Here is a 23,432-nt window from a genome sequence, read left to right as displayed (position 1 = left end):
AGTGTTCTCCTCAAAAGAGTTCAAATGATCCCGGGGCGGAATCCCCTTGGGCTCCCGCGTCATCGGAGCCGTCGGCCGTCATTTGGTCCAGCAACAATCGCTCGGACTGCATGGTGGCCCGCGCCCGCAACTGCCCAACAAGGTCGTCCGCACGGGAGGTGTCCCCGGCCCCCAAGGCGTCGCGGGCTTCCTTCAAGGCCGATACCACGTGTTCGATTTGCTGGTTGACCGCGTCCTGGAACTGGAGCGCGGTCATCGCCTCCTCAATGTCCTCGGCCAACCGCTCGGAGTTCGCCGCGGCCTCCGCCACCTGCCCCTGCATCTCCGCGTGGGCGCGGGCCAAGGCGTCCAAGGCGCGCGTTCCCTCTTCGCGGCTCAGGTCTGCCGCGCGGCTCAGATCGGCTGCCGTCTGGCCCTTTTGCAACCCGGCGCGCATCTGCTGGGTACTGTCCCGGACTTCCTGCCACAGACCGTTCACCATCCCGCGAACCGAGCGCGACGTTTCGCGGATCGTGTTCGCCAACACGCCCGTTTCGGACGCGACGACCCCGAACGCGTTGCCCCGATTGCCGGCACGGGCCGCCTCGATCTTGGCGTTCAGGGCGAGAATCCCCAGCGCGTGGGCGACCAAATCGACCTCCGCGAGCGAGTCTTGAATGCGGTTCACGCGGGTCGCGATCGCCTCGATCCGGCGCAACGTTTCGGCCGACGTGTCGGCGGCCCGTTGGACCTGGTCCATGCGCCCGAGCAAGCCCGAAATCGTGGCCCGGGCGGTGGCCAGGGCGTTCCCGTCGGCCCCGCTCGCGTGGGCCGCGGCGCCGGCCGCGTTCGCTTTCGTCCGGCGCGCGATGCTGGCGAAGCTGGTGCAGACTTGCGCGACCGATTTCTCGACGTGCGCGGCCGTATCGCCCAGCTGAAGGGACAACACATCGAGCACTAGCGCGACCCCGGTGGGACCGCTGGGGCTGGTGCCGGAATTCATGTCGGCCTTAGCCATTAGGGGATTCTGTTGGAGGGACACGGGACACCTCTACGAGCGCAGGATCGCGTCCAGCCCCGCTAGCCGCAGGTACGCGACGGCAGATTCTTGGATGCCTTCGACGACGAACGGGTGCCCGCGCTCGCGGCACGCCCGCTGAAGAGCGATGAGAATCTGGACGGCACCGGTAGGTAAAAAGGCCGGGGCGCTGCAATCGACGCGAACGCCGCTCTCGGAATCGGACGCCGCCCGAGCGGTGACGAGAAACTCAGAGATTTCGGCCAGTTCCAGGCTCTCACCGAGCGTGATCCCGTAAGGCGCGTTGCCCTTACCTTCCGTGTCGGGGCCGGCGGCAGTTTCGTTCATAGTTGAGCTACTACACACTCGACATTGTGGGGCACCGGTCGCGGCCTCGCTAAAGGTATACGTGCGCATTTGGCGGCGTGAAAATCAATTTCTGCCGCACAAAAATTACTTTAATTTGAAACTTTTAAATCAAAGAATTTTTATGTTGTTTATTGGTATTCATTTAAAAATTAACAATTTCTTTTATTTGAGCTTTTTTAATTCAAAATATAAATGTCTTTTCACTAATATTTGTCGGCCCTGAATACAGTGTCCTAGAGTCGGTCATCTCGCCGCGAGCGCACCGCTGCAACCCCAGCGGACCTCTTAGCAAGCGGATTCAGCCGGGCGACGCACCGGCACGTCCTCGTTTCCCTGTCCCCATCCCCACGCTTTGTTCGCACCGGAACGCCGGTGCCGCTCGGAACTTATTTCAGAGGCACGCACATGGCTCGGCTCGCTCCCTCGAACGGCTCCCCGAACAACGGGCACGGCGGCCCGCCCAACCGGTTCGCCCCTACGATCAGTGAAGCGGACGCGCCGCGCCAGCGGGACCAGGCCCGCGACCGAGCGAAGGAGAAAGTCGCGGCCCGGACCGCGGCCAAGCGGCAGCAAGCGTCCGAGCGCATCGCGACCGCGACCGAGCAACTCGCGGCGGGCGTGACCGAGGCGAGCGCCGCGGTCACCCAGCTCGAGCGGCAAATGGAACAAATCGCCAGCGGCGCGGTCGAATCGTCAAAGGCCGCCGAGAGCTGCTTGGCGGCGATCGAGGAGATCAACGCGGCGGCGACCCAGGCGGTCGCCGCCGCCCAGCAGTCGCAGCGCAAGGTGACCAACATTCAGGAGATGGTCCGTGCGGCCGGGGCGGACATCGAGTTGGTCATCCTGGGGGTCGGGGCGTCGGCCAAGGCGAACATGGAGTCGGCCCGGTTGATCGGGGAGCTGGAGCAACAGAGCAGTGAGATCGGGAACATCGTCGAAGCGGTCGTGCGGATCGCGGACCAGACCAACTTGCTTGCCCTGAACGCCGCTATCGAGGCGGCCCGCGCCGGGCAGCACGGCAAGGGGTTCGCGGTCGTCGCCGACGAGGTGCGGAACCTGGCCGAGACGAGCGAGAAGTCGGCCCGGAACATCCGCGATCTGGTGGAGAAGATCCAGGCCGACGTGAAGCTGGTCGCGGCCGACGTGGAGCGGTCCGGCAAGGCCGCGGCCGAGGAGGCCGAGAAGGCGAAGAAGATCACCGCCGACCTGAAGCAGGTGACGACCGAGACCGCCGAACTGCAGCGGGCGTGCGTGGCGGTCAACGAGAACGCCAAGGAATCTGCGACCGGGGCCGAGCAGTTCCAGCAGGGGACTCAGGCGGTCGCCAGCGCGGCCGAGGAGGCCAGTGCAGCCGCCGAGGAGGCCAGCAAGGCCGTCGGCGAGCAGGCCAAGGCGCTGGAGGAAATGACCAAGGGGGCCGATAGTCTCAGCGGGATGGCGGAGGACCTGAAGACCTCGACCAACTCGGAGAAGTCCAGTGAGGAGTTGGCGGCCGCGGCCGAGGAGCTGTCGGCCACGGTCCAGGAGGTCAACGCGTCGTCCGGTCAGATCATGGCCGCGATCCAACAGATCGCCAAGGGGGCCGAGGTCCAGGCCGGGGCGACCAACCAGTGCGGGGCCGCGGCCAAGCAGATCGAGTCGGCCGCCCGCTCGATGCAGCAAAAAGCGACCGAATCGATGGACCGGGCCGACGCGCTGGTCAAACTCTTGGCCGAGAATAAGGCCGGGGTCGAGGCCATGGTTCACGGGATCGTCGAGGCGGCCGAGGCGTCGGCCAAATCGGCGGCCAGCATCAAGGCCCTGGAGGGCCGCACCCGGATGATCGACAAGATCGTGGACGCGATCGTGAACGTCACCATCCAGACGAACCTGCTCGCGGTGAACGGCGGGATCGAAGCGGCCCGGGCCGGCGAGTACGGGCGCGGGTTCGCCGTGGTCGCGGCCGACGTCCGCAACCTGGCCGGGGAGTCGAGCGAGAACGCGGACAAGATCAAGGACCTGGTGCGGAACATCCAGCAGCAGATCGCCGCCGTCGCCGGGGACATCGCCGCGTCCGGGCGGAACGCCGCGGCCGAAGTTCCGAAGGCGAAGAAGACGGCCGCCGACTTGGAGCGAATCGCGGCCGACTTCAACGAGGTCCGGCGCGGGGTTGTGGAGATCAAGACCGGGCAAGACCAAGCACTGCTCGCCATCCAGACGGCGGCCGCAGCGGTTCAACAGATCGCCAAGGCGGCCGAGGAGGGGAGCGCGGTCGCGACCGAGGCGTCGTCCGCCGCCCAACAGGCCGCGAAGGGGATGGAGGAACTGTCCGGGGCGGTCGAGGAGATTTCGGCCCTCGGCGACGAGCTGCAGAACTGATCCACACCCCGAAATGAGGAATCGCTATGTCGGAACAACAGGGCGCCGCGCCCGCACGGGCTGGAGAAGACGAAGGCGACCCGGGGCAACTCGTACCGGACGTCAAACACCCGATCCCCGGCGCCGCGGTAGACGAGGACATCGAACTGGTCACGTGCGTCCTCGGCGGGGTCGAGTTCGGGCTGGACATCAACGCGGTCCAGGAGATCGTGCGGCTCCCGAAGATCACCCCGGTGCCGCGCGCACCGGGGTACGTCGAGGGCGTGGCCAATCTCCGCGGCAACCTGCTCCCGATCATCAACTCCCGCGCCCGGTTCGGGCTGCCGGGGGCGTGTGCCGCGGACAGCAACCGCGTGGTGGTGGTCGAACTGAACGGGCACCCCACCGGTCTGATCGTGGACGCCGTTCGGGAGGTCATGCACGTCAAGCGGAGGGACGTGGAAGACGCCCCGGCCGCGGTCCAGAGCGTGGACGCTCGGTTCCTCAAGGGCGTGGTGAAGTTGAACGGCGGACAGCGCCTGGTACTGCTCCTCGATCACAACTCCATACTCGAGTCCCCCGCTCAGCCGACCGACGCGGGCGCCGCGCCCGGCGCGACCGCGGGCGAGCGACCGGCGGCGGCGGCGGGCGCCGCGACCGAGGAGCACGAGCACCTGGTCACGTTTCGGATATGGGAGGAAGAGTACGGCATCCCGATCATGGAAGTTCAGGAAATCATCCGGGTGCCGAACATCAGCACCATCCCGAACGCCCCGGCCGGGGTCGTCGGGATCGCCAGTCTGCGGAACCGGATCCTGCCGGTAGTGGACCTGCGGACCAAGTTCGGGCTCCGACCACTGAAAGCGGAACTGGAAGCCTTCTGTATCAGGATGCGCGAGTTCGAGCGGGTCCAGGCCGAAATCGTTGAAAAATTGCGGCTCGCCCTATCTTACGGCGGGCATTTCGATCAGGGATTGCTCCGCGCGTCGCGCGACTTCGAACGCGGGCAGGAAGGGATGGCCACGAGCGACCGGCTGTTGCAATCCCTAGTAGCTCCGGTCCGCGAGGCCCTGAAGGACGCGACCGCTCATCTGCGAGCGGCGGTCGCGTTGCTAGGGACCGGGGACGCACTTGCCGCTCGGCACGAAGCCGACGGCCCGCTCCGTCGGGCACATGCCCGCCTCGCTGACGCGTTCGAGAAGATGTACGTCGGGGTCGCGCGCCGGGACGACGAGCGGTGCCTGGTCGTGAGCGTCAACGGTATTTCGCTCGCCCTGCGCGTGGACGCGGTCAATCAGGTGCTGCAGGCCCCGCGGAGCTCGGTCGAGGGACCGCCGGAAATTGTCGCGGGCACCGGCGACGGGCGGGACCAGCTCCGCGGGATCGCCAAACTGAACGAGGGCAAGCGGCTCATCATGCTGCTGGCCGTGGACAAGTTGGTCACCCGATTGGAGGCGACGAGCATGAAGCAACTGACCGATCGCGCGGCGGACGCGGGCGAGCGCGGGCGGGCCGTCGGGGGCGGCGAGTCGGACGAGCGCCAGCTCGTGACCTTCAAGGTCGCGAACGAAGAGTTCGCGGTCGACATCATGCAGGTCCAAGAAATCATCCGCCTGGAGAAAGTCACTAAGGTACCGCACGTCCCGGCGTTCGTCGAGGGCGTTGTGAACCTGCGCGGGAACGTCCTACCGGTGATCGACCTGCGGAAGCGGGTGCACCTTGCGAGTAAGGAGTACTCGGACGCGACCCGCGTCGTGGTGATGGACTTCAAAGGCGTGAAGACCGGGATCATTGTGGACGCCGTGTCCGAGGTAATGCGAGTCCACGGCCGGGACATCGAGCCGGCCCCGGCAATCGTCCGTAGCCGGTACGGTGACAACATCATCGAGGGCGTCGGCAAACTGGACAAGGGGGACCGGATGTTCCTGCTGCTGCGGGCCGAGGAGCTACTCAAGAGCGACGGCGCTCCGACCGACCTCCCGGCGTAACCACCGCGGACCGGTAGCGCCCCGGCTCGCCGTCACTCTCCCCAAAAAGGCTGGACCGAAATGAGGACATACGACCCGACCCGACCGATCCGGGTCGTGCTGGCCGACGACTCGGCGCTCATGCGGAAGAAGATCCGCGAGATCCTGGAGTCGGACCCGGGCATCAAGGTGGTGGCAAGCGCGCGGAACGGCGCGGAGGCGGTCGCCGCGGTCCGGGAGCACGACCCGGACGTGGTCACCCTCGACATTAACATGCCGGTGATGGACGGGGTGACCGCGCTCCAGGCGATCATGCACGAGTTCCCGCGCCCGGTGCTGATGATCAGTTCGCTCACTAAGGAAGGGGCGCTCACCACCTACGAGTGCCTGGAACTCGGGGCGGTGGATTTCGTCCCCAAGATCGGCGGAACGATGTCCGCCGAAATCGAACAGCAGGGTCAAGAGATCATCGCAAAGGTAAAGTCGTCGGCCCGCGCGCGGGTGCGGCGCCCCGGCCGGGTGCCCGCTGCTCCCGCACCGAAGTTGGTGTTCCCGGCGGCCCCGACCGCCGCGGCCCTGGCCGACCGCGTGGTCGCCATCGGCGTGTCCACCGGTGGACCAAAAACCCTTTTGGACGTAATCCCGCTTCTGCCGCCGGACCTGCCGGCCGCGGTCGTCATCGTTCAACACATGCCCGAGTCGTTCACGGCGTCGTTCGCCCGCAGCTTGGGAAAGGCCAGCCGGGTACCGGTGAAGGAAGCCGAGGCCGGCGACGTGCTGTTAAACGGGCACGTCTACGTGGCCCGCGGGGGCAAGCACATGGTGTTCTCCAAGCGGCGGGCCGGGGGGGGGGTGATGGCCCGGTACGTGACGCAGCCGTCGGACTCGCTGCACACTCCGTCGGTGGACGTGATGATGCTCTCGGCGCTGGAGGCCTTCGGCTCTCGGATCGTCGGGGTACTGCTGACTGGTATGGGGGCCGATGGAGCGGACGCGATGGTCGCGATCCGCAAGGCCGGGGGGGGGACTATCGCCGAGGCCGAGAGCACGTGTGTGGTATTCGGGATGCCGGCCGTGGCCATCGCCAAGGGCGGGGCGGAGTACATCCTGCCGTGCGACGCGGTTACCGCGAAGGTCGTTTCACTGGTTCGAAATATCCGCTGACGCCGGAGCTGCAATTAATCTCTCAATGGACGACTTCGTATTGATCCGGGACATGCTCTACGAGCGCACCGGACTGATGTTCGAGGACAAGAAACTAGCCTTCCTGCAACCCCGCGTCGCCCGCCGGGTGAGCACGACCGGGGCCGCGAGCCCGCGGGATTACTACCGGATGCTGAAGTACCAGGATCCGGGCGGTCGCGAGTTTCAATCGCTGGTCGAGCAGGTGACGACGAACGAGACGTACTTCTTCCGCGAGTTTCCGCAGCTCGAGTCGTTTGCCAACGACGCCCTCCCCAAGGTGGCCGAGGCGAAGCGGGCGGCCCGTGACTACACCCTGAACGTCTGGAGCGCGTGCTGCTCGACCGGGGACGAGCCGTACACACTGGCGACCATCCTGAGCGCCTGTCTGGACGATTTCCCGAAGTGGAAGGTGCGGCTGCTGGCCACCGACATCGACACCGCGGTGCTCGACACCGCCCGGGCCGCCGAGTACGGCGAACGGAACGTGAAGGACGTTCCGCCGCCGTACCTGAAAGAGTATTTCACCCGGACCCGGGCCGGGTACCGCGTGAAGGAACCGGTCCGCAAGATGGTCACGTTCGAACACCTGAATCTAATGGACAAGGCGGGAATGCGGAAGCAAAAGGGGTTCGACTTCGTGTTCTGCCGGAACGTCCTGATCTACTTCGACGACGTCTCCCGGAAGCAGGTGCTCGGGCACTTCTACGACGCCCTGGTGCCCGGCGGGTTCGTGTTCCTGGGGCACTCGGAGTCGGTCGGGCGCATCAGCGCGGCGTTCGAGCCGGTAGCGCTGGGCGGCGGGGTGATGTACCGAAAGCCGACGGTCGTTCGGGCAGTACCAGGGGGAACGCGATGACGACAGTGGTGTCCGGGCTGACCCGCGATCTGACCGACCCGGACGAGGCGGTCCGGCGGCACGCGGCCGAAGACCTCGCCGACCTGCGCGAACCGGCCGCAGTGGTGGCCCTCGTGAGCGCGCTGAGCGACCCCTCGGCAGCGGTCCGCGAATCGGTTGTGGACGCGCTCGTGGCGGTCGGCGGGGAGGAAACTGCGACCGCAATCCTGCCGGCCCTGAGCAGCGAAAATCCGGCTCGCCGGAACGCCGCGAGCGAAGCCCTTCGGGGCATTGGTGTCGCGGCCATCGGGCCGTTGGAACACACGATTTTGACCGGTGAACGGGACGCCCGGCTCTTCGCGCTCGACGTCCTCGGACTGATCGGCGGGCCGGGGGCCGGAAAAGTTCTTCCGGTGGCACTGCGCGACCCGGACCCGAACGTGGCGGCCGCGGCCGCGACCGCCCTCGGGCGGGTGGGCGGTCCGGGCGCGGTGCCCGATCTGGTGGCCGCCCTGGCCGTCGACCCGTGGGTGCGCTGCGCGGCCGCAACCAGCCTCGGGCGGATCGGCGGCCCGGCCGCCACGGCCGCGCTGATAGGGCTCCTCGGCGACCCGGACGAAACCGTGGCATACGTTTCTGCCCAGGCGCTCGGCGAGTGCGGAGGGTCCGTAGCGGTCGCCCCGCTCGCGGCGGCGACCGGGTACCAGAGTGTGGCGCTCGCGTTGACCGCGCTGGACGCACTCGACCGGGTGGCCGAACGGCTGACTGCGGCGGAGGTCGAGGCGCTGCGGGACCGGGTCCGGCTCGGACCGGTTCGGGCGGCCCTCTCGACGGACGACCGGGCGGTTCATTCGCAGGCCGTTCGCGTGCTCGGCCGGTTGAGCGCGAAGGGGGCCGGCGACTCGAAATACATACCGCCGGGCGTGCGAGCGCCGGGCGCGCAAGGGGGCGGGTAATGACGACGCGCGTACTCGTGGTCGACGACTCGGAGATGGTCCGGAACCTTCACTCGTTCATGCTCCGCGGGGGCGGGTTCGAGGTCCGGCAGGCCTCGAACGGCAGCGAGGCCCTGGAGGTGCTCTTGACCGAGCGGTTCGACGTGATCGTGTCCGACGTGAACATGCCGAAGATGGACGGGTTGGAGCTAACCCGTCGGATCCGGACCACCGCCGGTTACCAGGACACCCCTGTGATCCTGGTTTCGACCGAGGCGGAGGCGCAGGACCGAGTGAACGGGTTGCGGGCCGGGGCGAACGTGTACGTGGTAAAGCCCGCCCGGGCACCCGACCTGCTACTCAACGTGCGCATGCTGTTGGGCCGCTGACCACCCCAGGATCGAACCCGATGACCCCCGCTGAATCATCCCCCGGGCTCCCCGAAGCCGCGGCGCGGCTCGAACCTCTTACTCCGCGCGATCGAACCCCCGTCGGCCCCCTTGGGCCAGTCGCGGACCGGCTCGAATCTCTTGCCCGCGACTTGTTGAGACTCGAGGATCGCGCGGACCCGGCCACCGCGGTCTCCGCCGCGGACAACTGCGCCTGCCTCGCCCGAGCGACCGCATACGGGCCACCGTTAGTTGCCCGCCTCGCCGCGGCGCTCGCGGCCGCAACGGCCGACATCCGCGACGGGCGGATCGTTTGCAGTAACGGCCTGCCCGAGGCATTAATCGCGGCCTCGGACGCTCTCGCCTCGGCCCTCGGATTGGCCGGCGAAGAGCCCGTCGATGCGGGCGCCGAGGTCGCGCGCACCGCGCTGTCCATTGCCGTGGAGAGGGCGTCCGCCGCCCCCCCCCAACCCGGACCGTCGAACCCGCCCACGGACTGGCCGGCCCCGGGCCAAGGGCTGGCCCCGGACCTGCTCGCGCAGTTCACGACCGAGAGCGCCGACAGCCTCCAGGAGGCGGAGGGCGCGCTGCTCGAGCTGGAGGGCCAGAGCGACCACGCGGACGCGATCAACCGCCTGTTCCGGGCGGTTCACAGTATCAAGGGAACGGCCGGGTACGTCGGACTGAACCAGATCCGCGTTCTGAGCCACAAGCTCGAGAACGTACTGAGCCTCGTCCGCAGCGGCCGCCTGCCACTCGCCGGCGGAGCGTCCGAGTTCGCGTTCCAGGGCGTCGATCACCTGAAGGGGATGGTCGGCGCCCTGACCCCGACCGGTGAACGACCAACGGACCTTAGCGAGTTCATCGCCGTGCTAGACGTACTGTGCGGGCAGGCGACCGAATCCGTCGGCAGTAGCGGGGGCGCCGGCCCCAGTCCCGAGACGGTCTTTCGGGACGCCGCGAGCCAATACTTGGAAGGACTGACCGACGGGCTGAATTCGATCGCCAAGGGGGATTGCACGAACGCGGTCCTGGCGCTGCTCCGCCGATCGGCGACCTCGCTCAAGACTTCGGCCGCGTGCGTCGGCCGAGCGGACATCGGTGCCCCGGCCGACGAGTTGCTTACCGTGCTGGCGCGCCTCACGTCCGCCCGCGACCGGCTCGCCGCGGCTATCGGCGGCCGTGATTCCTTCTCGGCCCCGGCGGCACCACCCGCGCCCGCGCCCGCAGCTCCGACCCCGCCCGTACTCGATGCACCACCCGCGCCAGAAACGGTCCCCTCCCGGGCAGTCAAACCCGCGACGAGCGACGCCGGCCCCGGAGCACGTCCGGCGCCCGGCGGGAAGACGATGCGCGTCGATCAGAGAAAACTTGATGAATACGTGAACCTGGCTGGCGAACTGGTCATCGCCCGCAACTCGCTTGTTCACGCGCACCGCCTGTTCCAAACGGACCGGTCCACCACTCGCGGGCTGAAGGACGCGGTGGACAAGGTGTGCCGGATCATCGGGGACGTGCAGAGTAACGCGATGGGGATGCGGATGGTCCCGGTCGGCACGGTTTTCCAGCGGTTCCCGCGGCTCGTCCGAGATGTCGCCAAGACCCTCGGCAAACAGATCGAGTTGGAACTTCACGGGGAGGACACGGAACTCGACAAGCAGGTAGCGGAGGCCCTGAGCGACCCGCTGGTTCACCTGGTGCGTAACGCCGCCGATCACGGGATCGAGTCGCCGCAGGCGCGCCGCGAGGCGGACAAGCGCGAGGTCGGAGTGATCGCGCTCCGGGCCGGGCGCGAGGGGAACGTGATCGTGATCGATATCCAGGACGATGGCGGCGGGATCGATGCCGAACGGCTCAAGGCGAAGGCCGTGTCCACCGGCGTCATCACCGCGGAGCAGGCCGCGGTGATGACCCGCGAGGAGTCACTTCAACTGATTTTTGCCGCCGGCCTGAGTACGGCCCAGGTGGTCAGCGACCTGTCCGGCCGCGGCGTCGGAATGGACGTGGTCAAGAACAACATTGCGGCCCTCGGTGGGTCGGTCACGATCCGGTCCGAACCGGGACAGGGAACCTGCATCAGATTGGCCCTTCCCCTCACCCTTGCGGTCACGACGGTCGTTCTGGTCGAGGCCGGCGGGATGACGTTCGGTCTGCCAATCGACGTCGTGCAGGAAACCTTAAAAGTTGCACCCGATTCGTTCCACCAGTTGCGCGGCGTGCGCGCGGTAGCCCTTCGGGGAGACATCATTCCGGTGAAGCCCCTGGGCCAGTTGATCGGATTGCCCCCGCCCTCAGTCGAGACCCGTGCCGAGTGCGAACAAACTAACCGCGTGCCGGTCGTCGTTCTGACGGTTGCCGGAACACGATTCGGCGTGGTCGTGGACGCATTGAAGGGGCAACAGGAAATCGTGCTAAAACCGGTGCCGCGCCAGTTGGGTCAGATCGACGGCATCGGCGGGGCGACTATTACGGGGGACGGCGGTATCGTCCTGATCCTCGACCCGGCCGGACTGTATCGAAGGGCGGTGAGCGACAGCACTTCCGTCCTTGACTCACTTACTAAAAGCCAGGGGCCGCCCATCGCCGCCTGCTGAATTCGCTCTTGCAGTTACATCGGCGAGAAGTTCGTGCTGCCACCAGTGAGAGGGGATCGGAGGGGCGTTGCCGAGCAGTATGAGGAAGGAAGAGTGGGAGCCCATTACACCGCCAACAGGGGGCTCAAATGCCTCGAATCCTAGTCGTTGACGACGATCCAGTCCTGCGGAAGGCTGTCCGCCGAATGCTCGAACCCGAGGGCTTTGAGATCGAGGAAGCCGAGGACGGCCGGGACGGGTTGCGGAGGTTTCGCGCCCGGCCGGCCGATCTGGCCCTGTGCGACCTGTTCATGCCCGAGCGAGACGGGCTGGAGTTCCTCCGCGAACTCTCACGCGAGTTCGTTGGGGGGAAGGTCGTTACCATGAGCGGCGGTAACGGCCACGGCACCGTGGACCTGCTACCCCTAGCCAAATTCCTCGGGGCCGACGGCACGCTCTACAAGCCGTTCAAACAAGCGGACCTTCTCAAGGCGATACGACACGTGCTGTCATCGATCCCGAACTGAAATTTATATTTATCACTGTGCCTTTGAATGTTCGTGTACAATCCATTCTCCTCTTGTGAATTCGTCAACTCATTATTTAGGCTCTAGAAGTCCGTGACCCGCATTTCTTTTGCGATTCAGGTCCGCACTTGGCGCCCGGCCACATCGTTCAGTTCGTGATCGAATCCCTAACGATTTCTCGCCCAAGACACTGCGGAACTGGTGTGCTCCTCGTCCCGGCCCGGTCTGTGGGGCGCTGACAGAGGTGAGGAGGCGCGCGCTCGATTCCGCATTCCACAGGCGGGCGGCGCTCCCGGCCCGTGAATGCGAATATGTTCCCGTCGGTCGAAGTCGGTGCGTCACGGTATCGAACGTGCTGGGTAGCTTATCCCGGCCGTCCCGAAGATTTGTCATGGACAATAAAACAATGGCTCTCGAACGGCTGGCCGACACGAAAGACGCACTCAAATCGAGTCAGAAGTGCGAGGATCCAGAGCAGAAATCTCGCGAACTACTGCACTCTTCCGAAGCCGCGCGCCAATTAACCCTTGCTGCAATTAGTGAGCGTGTTGAGTCGCTGAAACAAGAAGCCCACGATCTGGCCGCGGCCGTTGAGTCCACGCGGCTAGATACCAAATCACAGTCGGATCGTAATACGGCCGCGCTGGAACAGAAGGCCCGGGATCTGGCCGAGTACGTCGAGAACTTGCGGGTCCGTACACGATTGCTATCGGACACCAAAATTGCCGAGCTGGGGCACTCGGAGCAGGCTACCAGCAGGCTCAACGAGGAACTGGAACGACGTGTAACGGAACGTACGGTGCAGCTCGAGGCAGCGAATCGAGAACTAGAGGCGTTCTGCTTCTCGGTCAGCCACGACCTCCGGGCCCCGCTACGGGCGCTGGACGGGTTCAGTCAAGAGTTGCTCCAGGGGTATTCCGATAGACTGGACGAAACAGGCCAACACTACCTGCGTCGGGTCCGCGCGGGGACGCAACGGATGGGCCAACTGATCGACGATCTCTTGAAACTGTCCCGGGTGACCCGGTCCGAGATGCGGCACGAACGCGTGGATCTGACGGCAATGGCCGGGGACGTAGTTGCCGAGCTGCGCGAGCGCGAGCCGGGCCGGTCGATCTCCTTCACCGCACGGCCCGGGCTGTCTGCAGTGGGCGACCCGCCGCTGATCCGCGTGGTTCTCGACAACCTCTTGGGGAACGCCTGGAAGTTCACCGCAAAGAACCCAACGGCGACGATCGCGTTCGACTGTGTAGAAGTGCAGGGGCGGCCGGCACTCGTCGTGCGGGACGACGGGGCCGGTTTCGATATGGCATTCGTCGGCAAGCTGTTCGGGGCGTTCCAGAGGCTCCACTCGGACCGGGATTTCTCCGGGACCGGGGTCGGTCTAGCGACCGTTCAGCGCGCCGTCCGGCGGCACGGCGGGGAGATCTGGGCGGAGGGCGCGATCGGTCACGGCGCCGCATTCTTCTTCACGCTACCTGGCATTGAGGACCTCACGTGACCGGGAAAACTATTCTGTTGGTCGAGGACAATCGGGACGACGAAGAGCTCGCCTTACTTGCCTTCAAAAAGGGACAGGTGCTGAACGAGGTGGTCGTCGCCCGGGACGGTGTCGAAGCGCTGGACTACCTGTTCGCCACCGGCCCCCACACCGGACGCGACGTGGCCCTGCCGCAGTTAATGCTGCTCGACCTGAAGCTCCCGAAGGTGGACGGATTGGAAGTTCTGCGACGGGTCCGGGCCGCCCCTCGCACCCGACGGCTCCCGGTCGTGATCCTGACCTCGTCCCGGGAGGAGGAAGATCTGGTGAAGGGGTACGACCTCGGGACCAACTCGTACGTCCGGAAGCCGGTGGATTTCGTTCAGTTCGTCGAGGTGATTCGCCAACTGCAGGTGTACTGGCTCGTGCTGAACGAACTCCCGCCCGTCGCACAAGGGTGAGCACCTATGGGACGGGCGCTGCGCGTACTCATCGTCGAGGACATACTCGACGACGCCGACCTGATGATCCTCGCCCTGCGGCGCGGCGGACTAGACCCGAGCTGGGAACGGGTCGAAACCGCCGCGGGGTTGCGCGCGGCCCTCGCCGCGGGTCCGTGGGACGCGGTCCTGGCGGACCATACCCTTCCGGAGTTCTCTGCGACTGCCGCCCTCAAGGTGGTTCGGGCGTCCGACACGGACCTTCCGTTCATAGTTGTGTCCGGGACGGTGGGTGAAGAGGTCGCGACCGCGATAATGCGGGCCGGGGCGAACGACTACGTCCTCAAACCGAATCTCGCCCGGCTCGCCGCGACCCTGGACCGGGAACTGCGGGAAGCCGACAACCGGCGCGCCCGGCGCGCGGCCGAGCACCAAGCGCACCAACTCGCCGCGATCGTGGATTCTTCCCAGGACGCGATCTTGAGTACGGGCCTGGACGACCGCATCGCGTTCTGGAACCCGGCCGCCGAGCGCCTATTCGGGTACGCCGCTGCAGAGGTGGTCGGTCAGTCGGCGTATCTGCTCGTGCCCCCGGACCTGTTCACCGAGTCGCGCGCGCGGCTCGAGCGCGTTCGCAACGGAGAGCCCGTTCCGCCCTTTGAAACGGTGCGACTACGGAAGAACGGAGCGTCGGTCCCCGTCTCCGTGTCGTTGTCGGCCGTTCGGGCCGGGGACCGGGTCGTCGGCCTCGCGGGGATCTACCGCGACGTTACCGAAAAGAAACGGGCAGAGGAAGCGTTGCGCGAGAGCGAAAATCGACTGCGGCTCATCATCCAGACCGAACCGGAGTGTGTGAAAGTCGTTTCGCGCGACGGTCAGCTCGTCGAGATGAACCCGGCGGGTTTGGCGATGCTCCAGGTCGGTTCACTGGCAGAAGCCCAGCGCCAACCGCTCCTCGAGTTCGTCGCGCCAGCACACCGTGCCGCGTTTCGCGACCTGCACAAGCGCGTCATCAACGGCGCCGACGGGGCGCTGGAGTACGAGATCATCGGTGCTAAAGGAAGGTGCCGCTGGCTCGACACGCACGCCGCCCCGCTGCGCGACGATGCCGGTCGGGTTCAATCGCTGCTCGGTATCACCCGCGACATTACAGAACAAAAGTCCGCCCAAGACACGCTCCGAACGAGTGAGCAACGGTACCGAACTCTTGTCGCCGCGACCGCCGCGATCGTCTGGAACTCCCCGGCGTCGGGAGCGTTCGATTCGGAGCAACCTGGGTGGACGGCGTTCACCGGCCAGACGATCGCGGAGCACCGGGCGCTCGGGTGGCTGGACGTCGTCCACCCGGACGACCGGGAGCACACCGCCCGGGCGTGGGCGGTGGCAATCGCGGAGCGGAGCGCGTACCAAGTGGACCACCGGCTCCGACGGGCGGACGGGGAGTACCGCCACATGTCCGTTCGGGCCGCACCGGTCCTCGACCCGGGCGGAGCGATCCGGGAGTGGGTCGGGGTCCACACCGACGTTACCGAACAGGCGCGGGCCGAGGACGCACTACGACTGCGGGACCGGGCCATCGGGGCCGCGACCCAGGGGCTCATGATCACCGACTCCGCGCCGCCGGACAATCCGCTCGTGTACGTCAGCCCCGGGTTCGAGCGAAACACGGGATACGGGGCGGCCGAAGTGCTCGGCCGCAACTGCCGGTTTCTCCAGGGCAAGGACACCGACCCGGCAGCGGTCGCCCGGATCCGGGCCGCGATCCGGGCCGAGGAGCCGTGTACCGTCGAAATCTTGAACTATCGCAAGAACGGCACCCCGTTCTGGAGCGATTTATCGATCTCTCCGGTCCGTGACACCTCCGGGAGACTGACCCAGTTCGTTGGTGTTCAAACGGACGTGACCGCGCGGCGGGATCTGGAAGGGCAGTTCCATCAGGCCCAGAAGATGGAGGCCATCGGACAACTCGCGGGCGGGGTGGCGCACGATTTCAATAATCTGCTCACCATCATCAACGGGTACAGTGACCTGCTCCTCCAGAGACTCCCCCCGAGCGACCCGTCCCACGAACTGATCACCGAGATCCTCAAGGCCGGGGAGCGGTCGGCCGCGCTGACCCGGCAACTCCTGGCATTCAGTCGCCGACAGGTTTTGGCCCCCCGCGTGCTAAATCTGAACGAAGTCGTGGCCGACACCGACAAGATGCTCCGCCGGTTGATCGGAGAGGACGTTCGCTTGAGCACCACTTTGGCTACCACCCTCTGGGCCGTAAGGGCCGATCCCGGACAGATCGAGCAGATCCTGATGAACCTGGCGGTCAACGCCCGCGACGCGATGCCCCGCGGCGGTCGAGTGACGATCGAGACCCAGAACGTCGAACTGGACGAGGCGTACACTCGGACCCACGCGGACGCGCACATCGGCCCCCAGGTCCTTCTCAGCGTCACGGACACCGGGAACGGGATCCCACCGGAGGTAAGGGCCAGAATCTTCGAGCCGTTCTTTACAACCAAGGGACCCGGCAAGGGAACGGGGCTCGGTCTGGCCACGGTTTACGGCATCGTCAAACAGAGCGGCGGTCACGTTGCCGTGTACAGCGAGATGGGGATCGGGACGACGTTCAAAGTGTACTTTCCACGTGCAGAACTGACGGCCGGTGGCTCGAAGATCCAGACCGGGCTCCGGCTCCTGCCCGGGGGGGCGGAAACGGTCCTGCTAGCCGAGGACGAGGGCGCGGTGCGGGCCTTGATTCGCCGCATTCTGGTCGAACGCGGGTACACGGTACTGGAAGCCGCCGACGGGGACGAGGCGGTACGAGTGGCGGCCGGACACGACGGGCCGATCCACCTTTTGATCACGGACGTCGTTATGCCGGACGTGGACGGGCGGGCCGTTGCGGAACGGGTAGTGCGCGACCGTCCCGAGTTGCGGGTGCTATTCGTGTCCGGGTACACCGACGACGCGGTCATCCGGCACGGCGTGCTGCGCGAGGGCGTGAACTTCCTCCAGAAGCCATTCTCCCCGCTCGTTTTGGCGCTCAAGGTTCGAGATGTACTCGACGCACCGGCGTGACCGACCACCGGACCGCTTGGACTCGACCATGTTTCGAGCCGCCCTGCTCAACAAGCCCTGGCGACTACCGCTCGGGGATGACGAGGTGGTCAAACGGCACCCGGCCAACAGAGCGCGGCTTGTCGAGCCGATCAGCACGGGACATCGCACCGCTAATCTGCTGACACTATAAGTGGATTTGCGGTGTGAGCGACACGGGTGGTCTCACAAACTCCGCGATCCAACTTCACGGTTCACATCCCGACCGGATCGTACCGATGGCCGCACGTAGGGAGGCCGGCGTCCGCGTTTTTTCGAGCCGGTCAAGAAGTCGGGCGCCGTACCGTAGCCGGCACGAGACCGGCCCAAAGCATCACGCTCCCGCTCAAATAGTAGCCGGTTTTTGTGGCACGCGCAACGCAAATGGGGCCGTTTCGACGCTTGCGCCCCGATTCGTCGTCCGGCGAACGACTACTTCAATATTCTAATAAGAACCGACCTGGTTGACTAAAAATTCTCGCGAACGAAACTCGCTATTCGTCACCCCTCTACCTCGCGCAAAACGGTCGCGATGAGTATGGTCACGCCAGCCATTCGCGACCTCGAGTGGCGGCTCATCGCCGTTGAAGCGGCGCGGATCAGCGACCGGCACCGGGGGCATGGTGGGGTCCGTGATCGGGGCGGAGATGCATCTTGCATGTCAGCAGGTTACCGACATCCCCACCAATGGGCTAATACCGCTGGCGTGACACGTGTCACATCACCTCTGCAACCAACTGCCCCGCGCAATTCCGATCGTCCGCCTTACCGGATGGACCCGCGGGGGATCGGGCGCGCACGGTGGCCGATCCCGCACTAACTATAGTGTATGTTGCAACTCAGCACCCAGAGCACCCTGGGCTCGGATGTGTCGGTACCGGGAAAGCACCCCACCAGCTTCAGCGAGATTATCGAGATCAGTACTCACATACAATGCGTTTCTGTGGGCGAACGATTCGATCGTTACTCTATGGTCTCCCCGCCTTCGTTGTGTAGGAAGGTTCGCTCGTGGCCGCTCGGACCGACCGGTACCCGTGCCTACGAGGGCCTGTGAGGGCCAGTTCCAGAAAATGAGACGAATACGCTTGATTGGATAAAATATGTACACTAGTATGCCTTCCGGTCGGTTTATTCGGTTTGTCCGGCTCGGGAGGATGCTGTGGCGCGCCAGTACGCTCCGAAGGCCGTTCTGCGGCACCTCCCGCTCGACCTGATCCGCACGTTCCTCACCCAGAGCGACATCGCCACCGGTACCGATTGGGCGTGCCTGGTCGAGGGCGACACGCGCGCCCTGTGCCAGGCGTGGCTGGATCTCGCGCCCGGGCCGCGCGAGCGCGTCGAGGAGATGCTGCGCCACGTCCACGACATGGCGTCCGACGCGGGCGTCCGCGCGCTCATCGCCGAGATCCTGTACCGGGGCCGGGACGTCACCGAGGATGTTGCCCACCTCCCCGGGCACCACGCCCGCGCCCTATGGGTGCTCCTGAACCACGGCCCCGCGTTCCACACCGCGCGCCAACTGCTCGCGGCCGCGTCCCCGCTGGGGCGGTACTGGAACCTGACCACCGGGTTCGGCGGGCACCCGTATGATGCGTCCCCCCAGGCGGTCCAGCAGCTCCGACTCGCGGTCGCGCGCCTGTACCGGGAGCAGGGGCGCGGGCACCAGTGCTCCCTGGACCGGTACGAGCGCCATGGCTCCCTGTACCTGTTCCTGTACCTGGACGACTACACCCAGACCCACATTGGGCACAACGAGCGCGGGCACCTGGTCCGGTACCCCCTGCGCCCCGCGTTCGAGGTCGTGTACGTGTACGACCGGGTCGAGGGCACCCTGGACCAGTACACGCACGGGGACCGGCGCTGGCGCCACACGGTGCGCGACCTGTTCTGCGAGTACGTACTGCACCGCGACCCACCGCTCGCCGCCCCCGGGCGCCGCTCGTACCAGCTCAACGGGCTCATCGACCGCACGTTCCCGGTGGCACCGGACCCGGCCAACGGGATCAACGGCGTCGCGATCCGGCGCCTGCGCGTCGGGTCCATGTGGACCCCGGAGCGGCGCGTGGTGCTCGAGGCCGACCCGAACCGCGCGGGGGACGTGTACGACATGCTCGACCTGCACTTCCCGATCGACCGCTTCCCGCGCGACGATTTGCGGGTGAGCCAAGTGACGTTCACGGTCCGGTACGTTCCGGCCGGTGCGGAGCGCGAGCGGTCCCGGACGTTCGACGTGTCGGCACCGGACGCGTGCAACCTGAAGAGCATGCCCGACGACCAGCGCGCGATCGGGGAGCGGTGCCTGCGCCGATGGGGCATTCTGGGGGACGCCCGTGACGACGAGTCCGATGACGGCGATACTCGCCCGGGCCGAGTGGCCTGAACCGGTACTCGACGCGCGGGCGGTGGCGCGGTGGCCCACGGGCGCATTCGACGAATTGGTCGCGCGCGGGTTGCTCGCCGAGGTCGGGCCGGCCGGGGCCGTGGTTTGTGATGCGTGCGCCAGTGATCACGTAGAGCCCGTGCGCTGGGTGCGCGCCCCCGACCTTCCTCCGCGCGCGTGCATTTCGTGCCCGGAGTTCGGTGTGGTCTGGTTCGACCCGGCCGACCTGCGCCGGTGGGTCGTTCGGCTCCGGACCCTGGCGCGGCTCGTCTCGGGAGCGCTCGGTGCATCGGGTGAGGTCGTCGAGCGGGTTCCGGGCCGGGTGTGGAAGCTCGGAACGGTGCGCGCGAGTGGGCGGTCTTGGACCGGGTTCCTGGCCGTTGGCCTCACCCGCCCCGACGCCGCGGCGGTCATCGAGTCCGTGCCGGAGCTGTGGTCCCCAAACGCTCTTGTATTCGTCCCATCAGCCGTTCCCGCTTCTTCGCTGTGGGCACCCGACCCCAAACCCACGGTGCTGGCCCTGTGCGATCTACTCGCCCCCGGAACGGACTCGTTCGCACTCGATCGGGATACGTTCACAGCGGCCCTTCCGCCCGGCGAACGGTCCAAATTGAAGGGGCCGGCACGCACGTTCGTCGCGCCGCCCGGCACCACCTGGGACCGGGTCGAACTGCTCGTCGGGGAGCACGACGTCCGGGTCCGGGCCGGCCACCGTCGAGCGGTTCGGGTTCGCCGAAGCCGGGTTCGAGGACGGGCGCAAGCGGACGTGCCCGATGACGTGTGGGCCGTGCTCCGGGTGCTCGCGCGGCTCGGCGGGGCGCTGGGGACCGGGGACCAAATCACCACCAAGGGCAACGACCTCAAACAGAAGGTGAGCACCCTGCGCGAGCGCCTGCGGGCGCTCGTGGGGCTCGACGGCGACCCGTTTCACCGGACGCCCCGCGGGCGCCCGTACCGCGCCCGGTTCGCGATCCGCAGCGCCGGGGCGGCTACGTTCCCCGCCCCGCCCGGCGCGACCTGGGACGACGTCACCGTCACCGAAGTGGAACCCGGAATCCTCGCGATCGCGGTGGCGATTGAGGCGCGGGACCGAGTACGTTCGGGGCGAAGAAGACGGCGATCCCGGCCGGTGGGAAGGCGCGACCGGCGCGCGCGACCACCAGATCCACTACACGCTGGCGGATCTCGGGCTCACTGATCCCAGCGACACCGTGGGGCCGGCCGGCGAAGCGCTGTTAGAACTTTTGCGGCCGCGGGCGGTTACCGCGACCGGCCGGGGACGAGCCTGAGTGCCCTCGGGGACGCCCTGGCCCGATTCTTCCGGTTCGACGGCCCGCCGTTCACGTTCGATCGGAAGCGGCACCAGTGGACCGCCCGGTTCGAGGCCGCGTCACTCGTGCCACCGTTCGATCGGTAATCAATTACCGACGGCCGGTCCGCGTCCCGCCGCATTTTCCCCATTTCTCTGCCGGCTGATTTCGCACTTTTCCCCGGATTTTTCGCTCCGCCCGCGGCCCCGGGCGGCTTTTTTTCTATGCCGGCAAGCCTGACTGGTGGTGCAGAAGGCGTTGAGTGATGATGGGTTGCGCCTCCACGGAGTGTTCGTATGGCCCGTCGCACCTGTCGTCCCGCGCCAACCGCCGAGCAAACGCTGACCCCGGTCGCCACCGCGTGTGTGGCGTGCGGGCATCACCTGTACCTCGACTACTCCAACTTCCGCACCGTCACCACGCTGGCCGGCGTCGCCCGGTACACACTGCGCATCGGCCGCTGCCGTCACCGCCCGTGTGACCTGTATTCGGTCCCGTTCCGACCCGAGGCCGAAGGCCGAATCGCCCTCCCGCACCACGAGTTCGGGCTCGACGTCGTCGCGCACGCCGGCAACCGCCGGTACACCGCACCGGACCGCGCCCGAGATCCACGCCGAACTCGTTGCCCGCGGTGTGGCCCTGTCAGTTCGCACGGTCACCAACCTGCTCCACCGGTTCGACGAGCTGCGCACCTTGGGTGCCACCAACCCGGACCGGATGCGCCCGGCGTTCGAGAAGCAGGGGCGGGTATTACTCGCGCTCGACGGGCTCCAGCCGGACGTCGGGCACGAGGTGCTGTGGGTGATCCGCGACGTGCTCAGCGGGCGTGTGGTCCTGGCCAAGTCGCTGCTGTCGGCGTGCCGGGCGGATCTGGCCGCCTTGCTGGCCCAGGCCGCCGAAGCCGTCGGGGTGCCGATCGCCGGGGTCGTGTCCGACGGGCAGCACTCGATCCGCAACGCGGTGGCCCAAGCGCTGCCCGGAGTGCCGCACCAGTTGTGCCAGTTCCACTACCTGCGGGAGGCGGCCGGGCCGGTTTACGAGGCCGACCGGCACGCCAAGAAGGAGCTCAAGAAGCGCGTCCGCGGGGTGCGCGAGGTCGAGCGTCGAGTCGAGGACCGGAGCGATGCGGAGGCGGAGGTCGTGCGGGTACTGTTCCGCGGTCCGCAGCGCGCTGACCGACGACGGGCGTCCGCCGCTGGACTCGGCCGGGCTGCGGCTGCGCGGGCGGCTCGACGACGCGGTGGCGGGGAGCCTGAAGAAGCTGGGCGCGGGGAAAAAGGGGCGGGCCGGGAGCTGACCCGGTTGCACGGAATGATCACACGCGGGCTCGAAGGGACGGCGGCACTGTTCGCGCCGGTGAAGGAGCTGTTCGATCGGGTGTACCGGGTCGCCCACGAGCTCTCGAACTACGACGGCCGGACCGGGGCCGGGGTCCGCGCCCGTGGGACGAACGGGTCCGGGAGATGGACGCGATGAGCCGACAGCGCCCCGACCTGTCCGAGCCGCTGGATCACTTCGTGAAGGTGAGCCGCAGTTACGAGCCGGGCTTGTTCCACACCTACGACGTGGGGACCTGCCGCGGACCAACAACGACCTGGAGCAACTGTTCGGGAGCCACCGGCACCACGAGCGGCGGTGCAGCGGTCGGAAAGTGGCGTCGCCGGGGCTGGTCGTGCGCGGGAGCGTGCGGCTGGTGGCCGGGCTGATGACGCGGCTGGGCGAGGCGACGGCCGAGGAGTTGGCACCGACGTCGGTGCTCGCCTGGCGCGAGTTGCGAGGAGCTCGGGTTTCGTGAAGCGGCCCGGACCCAACAGCGGCAGTTCCGACGCGATCCCGCCAGCTACCTCAAAAGCCTGGAAAACCTGGCCCGCCAGTCAGGCTTGCCGGCATTTTTTTTGCGCCGTGCGTGATTGATCACCGGTAATTCGCACCGGCCCGCACGCGGCCCCACCCGGTGGCACGCGCCACCGCTCGGGTGCCGAGTACCGCCGCGGGACCGGGTTCCATTTGAGGAATTTTAAGTCATGACGCACGCGACCGACCCGGGAACTGAAGCGCCGACGCCCGGCGCGGAGGGGCTGTTGATCGACATTGGCCAACTGGCGGTGTTGTTGCGCCGCTCGGTGGCCTCGCTCGAGCGCGACCAGGCGGCCGGGCGGCTCCCGGCCCAGGTGTACGTGGGCGGCTCCCGGCGCTGGCGCCGGGCCGAAATCGTGGCATGGGTCGCGGCCGGGTGCCCGACCCGGGACCGCTGGAACGAGATGCGGATCGCGGAGGGGAAATAATCGTGGCCGCCGAATCAACACCGAACCACGAGGACCGGACGAGCCCGCGCCCCGTACCGCCCGCAATACCCGCGCGCCGGAAGTCCCGCCCCCCCGGGCTGCTCCGGCGCGTCGCTGCGGCCCGGTTCTGCGGGGTCGGGGCCTCGACCTGGGACCGCTTGAGTGCGGCCGGGCTGACCCCGGCCCCGATCCGCCTGGGCGGGTCCGTCGGGTGGTCCCGGCGCGCGCTCGCGCTGTGGATCGACCACGGGTGCCCGCCGCGCGCCGAATGGGAGCCCGTCTGGACCACAATCCTGCGCGCCCTCCGGGCCTCCTGACCCGAACCTTTCACCC

At 67.0% G+C, this 23,432-nt stretch carries 17 protein-coding genes and 1 pseudogene; 16 read left to right on the top strand and 2 right to left on the bottom strand.

Annotation, left to right across the window (positions count from 1 at the left end; all coding sequences use genetic code 11):
• Window positions 1-10 precede the first annotated feature (10 nt).
• The gene (locus tag J8F10_RS15780; RefSeq protein WP_210655128.1) at window positions 11-997 is read right to left on the bottom strand and encodes a methyl-accepting chemotaxis protein; all 987 of its coding nucleotides are present in this window, start codon (window positions 995-997) and stop codon (window positions 11-13) included.
• 33 nt (window positions 998-1,030) lie between these two features.
• Window positions 1,031-1,345: an STAS domain-containing protein gene (locus J8F10_RS15775; RefSeq protein WP_210655126.1), complete on the bottom strand. Its 315-nt coding sequence runs from the start codon at window positions 1,343-1,345 to the stop codon at window positions 1,031-1,033.
• Window positions 1,346-1,771: 426 nt separating this feature from the next.
• On the opposite strand from J8F10_RS15775, the gene J8F10_RS15770 reads away from it, so the two are divergent.
• From J8F10_RS15770 to J8F10_RS15695, 16 genes and pseudogenes are all read left to right on the top strand, one after another.
• Window positions 1,772-3,724, top strand: a complete 1,953-nt coding sequence (locus J8F10_RS15770; protein ID WP_210655124.1) for a methyl-accepting chemotaxis protein — start codon at window positions 1,772-1,774, stop codon at window positions 3,722-3,724.
• A 26-nt stretch (window positions 3,725-3,750) separates the two neighbouring features.
• Window positions 3,751-5,691, top strand: coding sequence for a chemotaxis protein CheW (locus J8F10_RS15765; protein WP_210655122.1), 1,941 nt, complete (start codon window positions 3,751-3,753; stop codon window positions 5,689-5,691).
• A 60-nt stretch (window positions 5,692-5,751) separates the two neighbouring features.
• Complete coding sequence (locus J8F10_RS15760; RefSeq protein WP_210655120.1) at window positions 5,752-6,834, top strand: protein-glutamate methylesterase/protein-glutamine glutaminase; 1,083 nt, start codon at window positions 5,752-5,754, stop codon at window positions 6,832-6,834.
• A gap of 25 nt (window positions 6,835-6,859) precedes the next feature.
• Window positions 6,860-7,711 (top strand): CheR family methyltransferase, encoded by an 852-nt coding sequence (locus J8F10_RS15755; protein ID WP_246523368.1) that lies wholly within the window; start codon window positions 6,860-6,862, stop codon window positions 7,709-7,711.
• The gene (locus J8F10_RS15750; RefSeq protein WP_210655118.1) at window positions 7,708-8,646 is read left to right on the top strand and encodes a HEAT repeat domain-containing protein; all 939 of its coding nucleotides are present in this window, start codon (window positions 7,708-7,710) and stop codon (window positions 8,644-8,646) included. Before J8F10_RS15755 ends, J8F10_RS15750 begins: the two co-directional genes overlap by 4 nt.
• Window positions 8,646-9,014, top strand: coding sequence for a response regulator (locus tag J8F10_RS15745; RefSeq protein WP_210655116.1), 369 nt, complete (start codon window positions 8,646-8,648; stop codon window positions 9,012-9,014). The genes J8F10_RS15750 and J8F10_RS15745 overlap by 1 nt, the downstream gene beginning before the upstream one ends.
• A gap of 20 nt (window positions 9,015-9,034) precedes the next feature.
• Complete coding sequence (locus tag J8F10_RS15740; RefSeq protein WP_210655114.1) at window positions 9,035-11,608, top strand: chemotaxis protein CheA; 2,574 nt, start codon at window positions 9,035-9,037, stop codon at window positions 11,606-11,608.
• Window positions 11,609-11,736: 128 nt separating this feature from the next.
• The gene (locus J8F10_RS15735) at window positions 11,737-12,114 is read left to right on the top strand and encodes a response regulator (protein ID WP_210655111.1); all 378 of its coding nucleotides are present in this window, start codon (window positions 11,737-11,739) and stop codon (window positions 12,112-12,114) included.
• Between the two features lie 391 nt (window positions 12,115-12,505).
• Complete coding sequence (locus J8F10_RS15730) at window positions 12,506-13,615, top strand: sensor histidine kinase (RefSeq protein ID WP_210655109.1); 1,110 nt, start codon at window positions 12,506-12,508, stop codon at window positions 13,613-13,615.
• Window positions 13,612-14,055: a response regulator gene (locus J8F10_RS15725; RefSeq protein WP_210655107.1), complete on the top strand. Its 444-nt coding sequence runs from the start codon at window positions 13,612-13,614 to the stop codon at window positions 14,053-14,055. The genes J8F10_RS15730 and J8F10_RS15725 overlap by 4 nt, the downstream gene beginning before the upstream one ends.
• Before the next feature lie 6 nt (window positions 14,056-14,061).
• A complete protein-coding gene (locus tag J8F10_RS15720; RefSeq protein ID WP_210655105.1) occupies window positions 14,062-17,106 on the top strand; it encodes a PAS domain S-box protein in 3,045 nt (1,014 codons plus the stop codon).
• A gap of 1,177 nt (window positions 17,107-18,283) precedes the next feature.
• The gene (locus J8F10_RS15715; protein ID WP_210655103.1) at window positions 18,284-19,504 is read left to right on the top strand and encodes a hypothetical protein; all 1,221 of its coding nucleotides are present in this window, start codon (window positions 18,284-18,286) and stop codon (window positions 19,502-19,504) included.
• Window positions 19,455-20,702, top strand: a complete 1,248-nt coding sequence (locus J8F10_RS15710) for a hypothetical protein (RefSeq protein WP_210655101.1) — start codon at window positions 19,455-19,457, stop codon at window positions 20,700-20,702. The genes J8F10_RS15715 and J8F10_RS15710 overlap by 50 nt, the downstream gene beginning before the upstream one ends.
• 495 nt (window positions 20,703-21,197) lie before the next feature.
• A pseudogene (locus J8F10_RS15705) lies at window positions 21,198-22,724 on the top strand (ISNCY family transposase).
• 114 nt (window positions 22,725-22,838) lie between these two features.
• The gene (locus J8F10_RS15700) at window positions 22,839-23,099 is read left to right on the top strand and encodes a helix-turn-helix transcriptional regulator (protein ID WP_210655098.1); all 261 of its coding nucleotides are present in this window, start codon (window positions 22,839-22,841) and stop codon (window positions 23,097-23,099) included.
• 2 nt (window positions 23,100-23,101) lie between these two features.
• The gene (locus tag J8F10_RS15695) at window positions 23,102-23,416 is read left to right on the top strand and encodes a helix-turn-helix transcriptional regulator (RefSeq protein ID WP_210655096.1); all 315 of its coding nucleotides are present in this window, start codon (window positions 23,102-23,104) and stop codon (window positions 23,414-23,416) included.
• The last annotated feature ends 16 nt before the right edge of the window (window positions 23,417-23,432 follow it).

Source organism: Gemmata palustris (assembly GCF_017939745.1).
Lineage (GTDB): Bacteria > Planctomycetota > Planctomycetia > Gemmatales > Gemmataceae > Gemmata > Gemmata palustris.
Note: the sequence above shows the minus strand (reverse complement) of the source record. Positions and strands in the feature narration are given on the sequence as shown.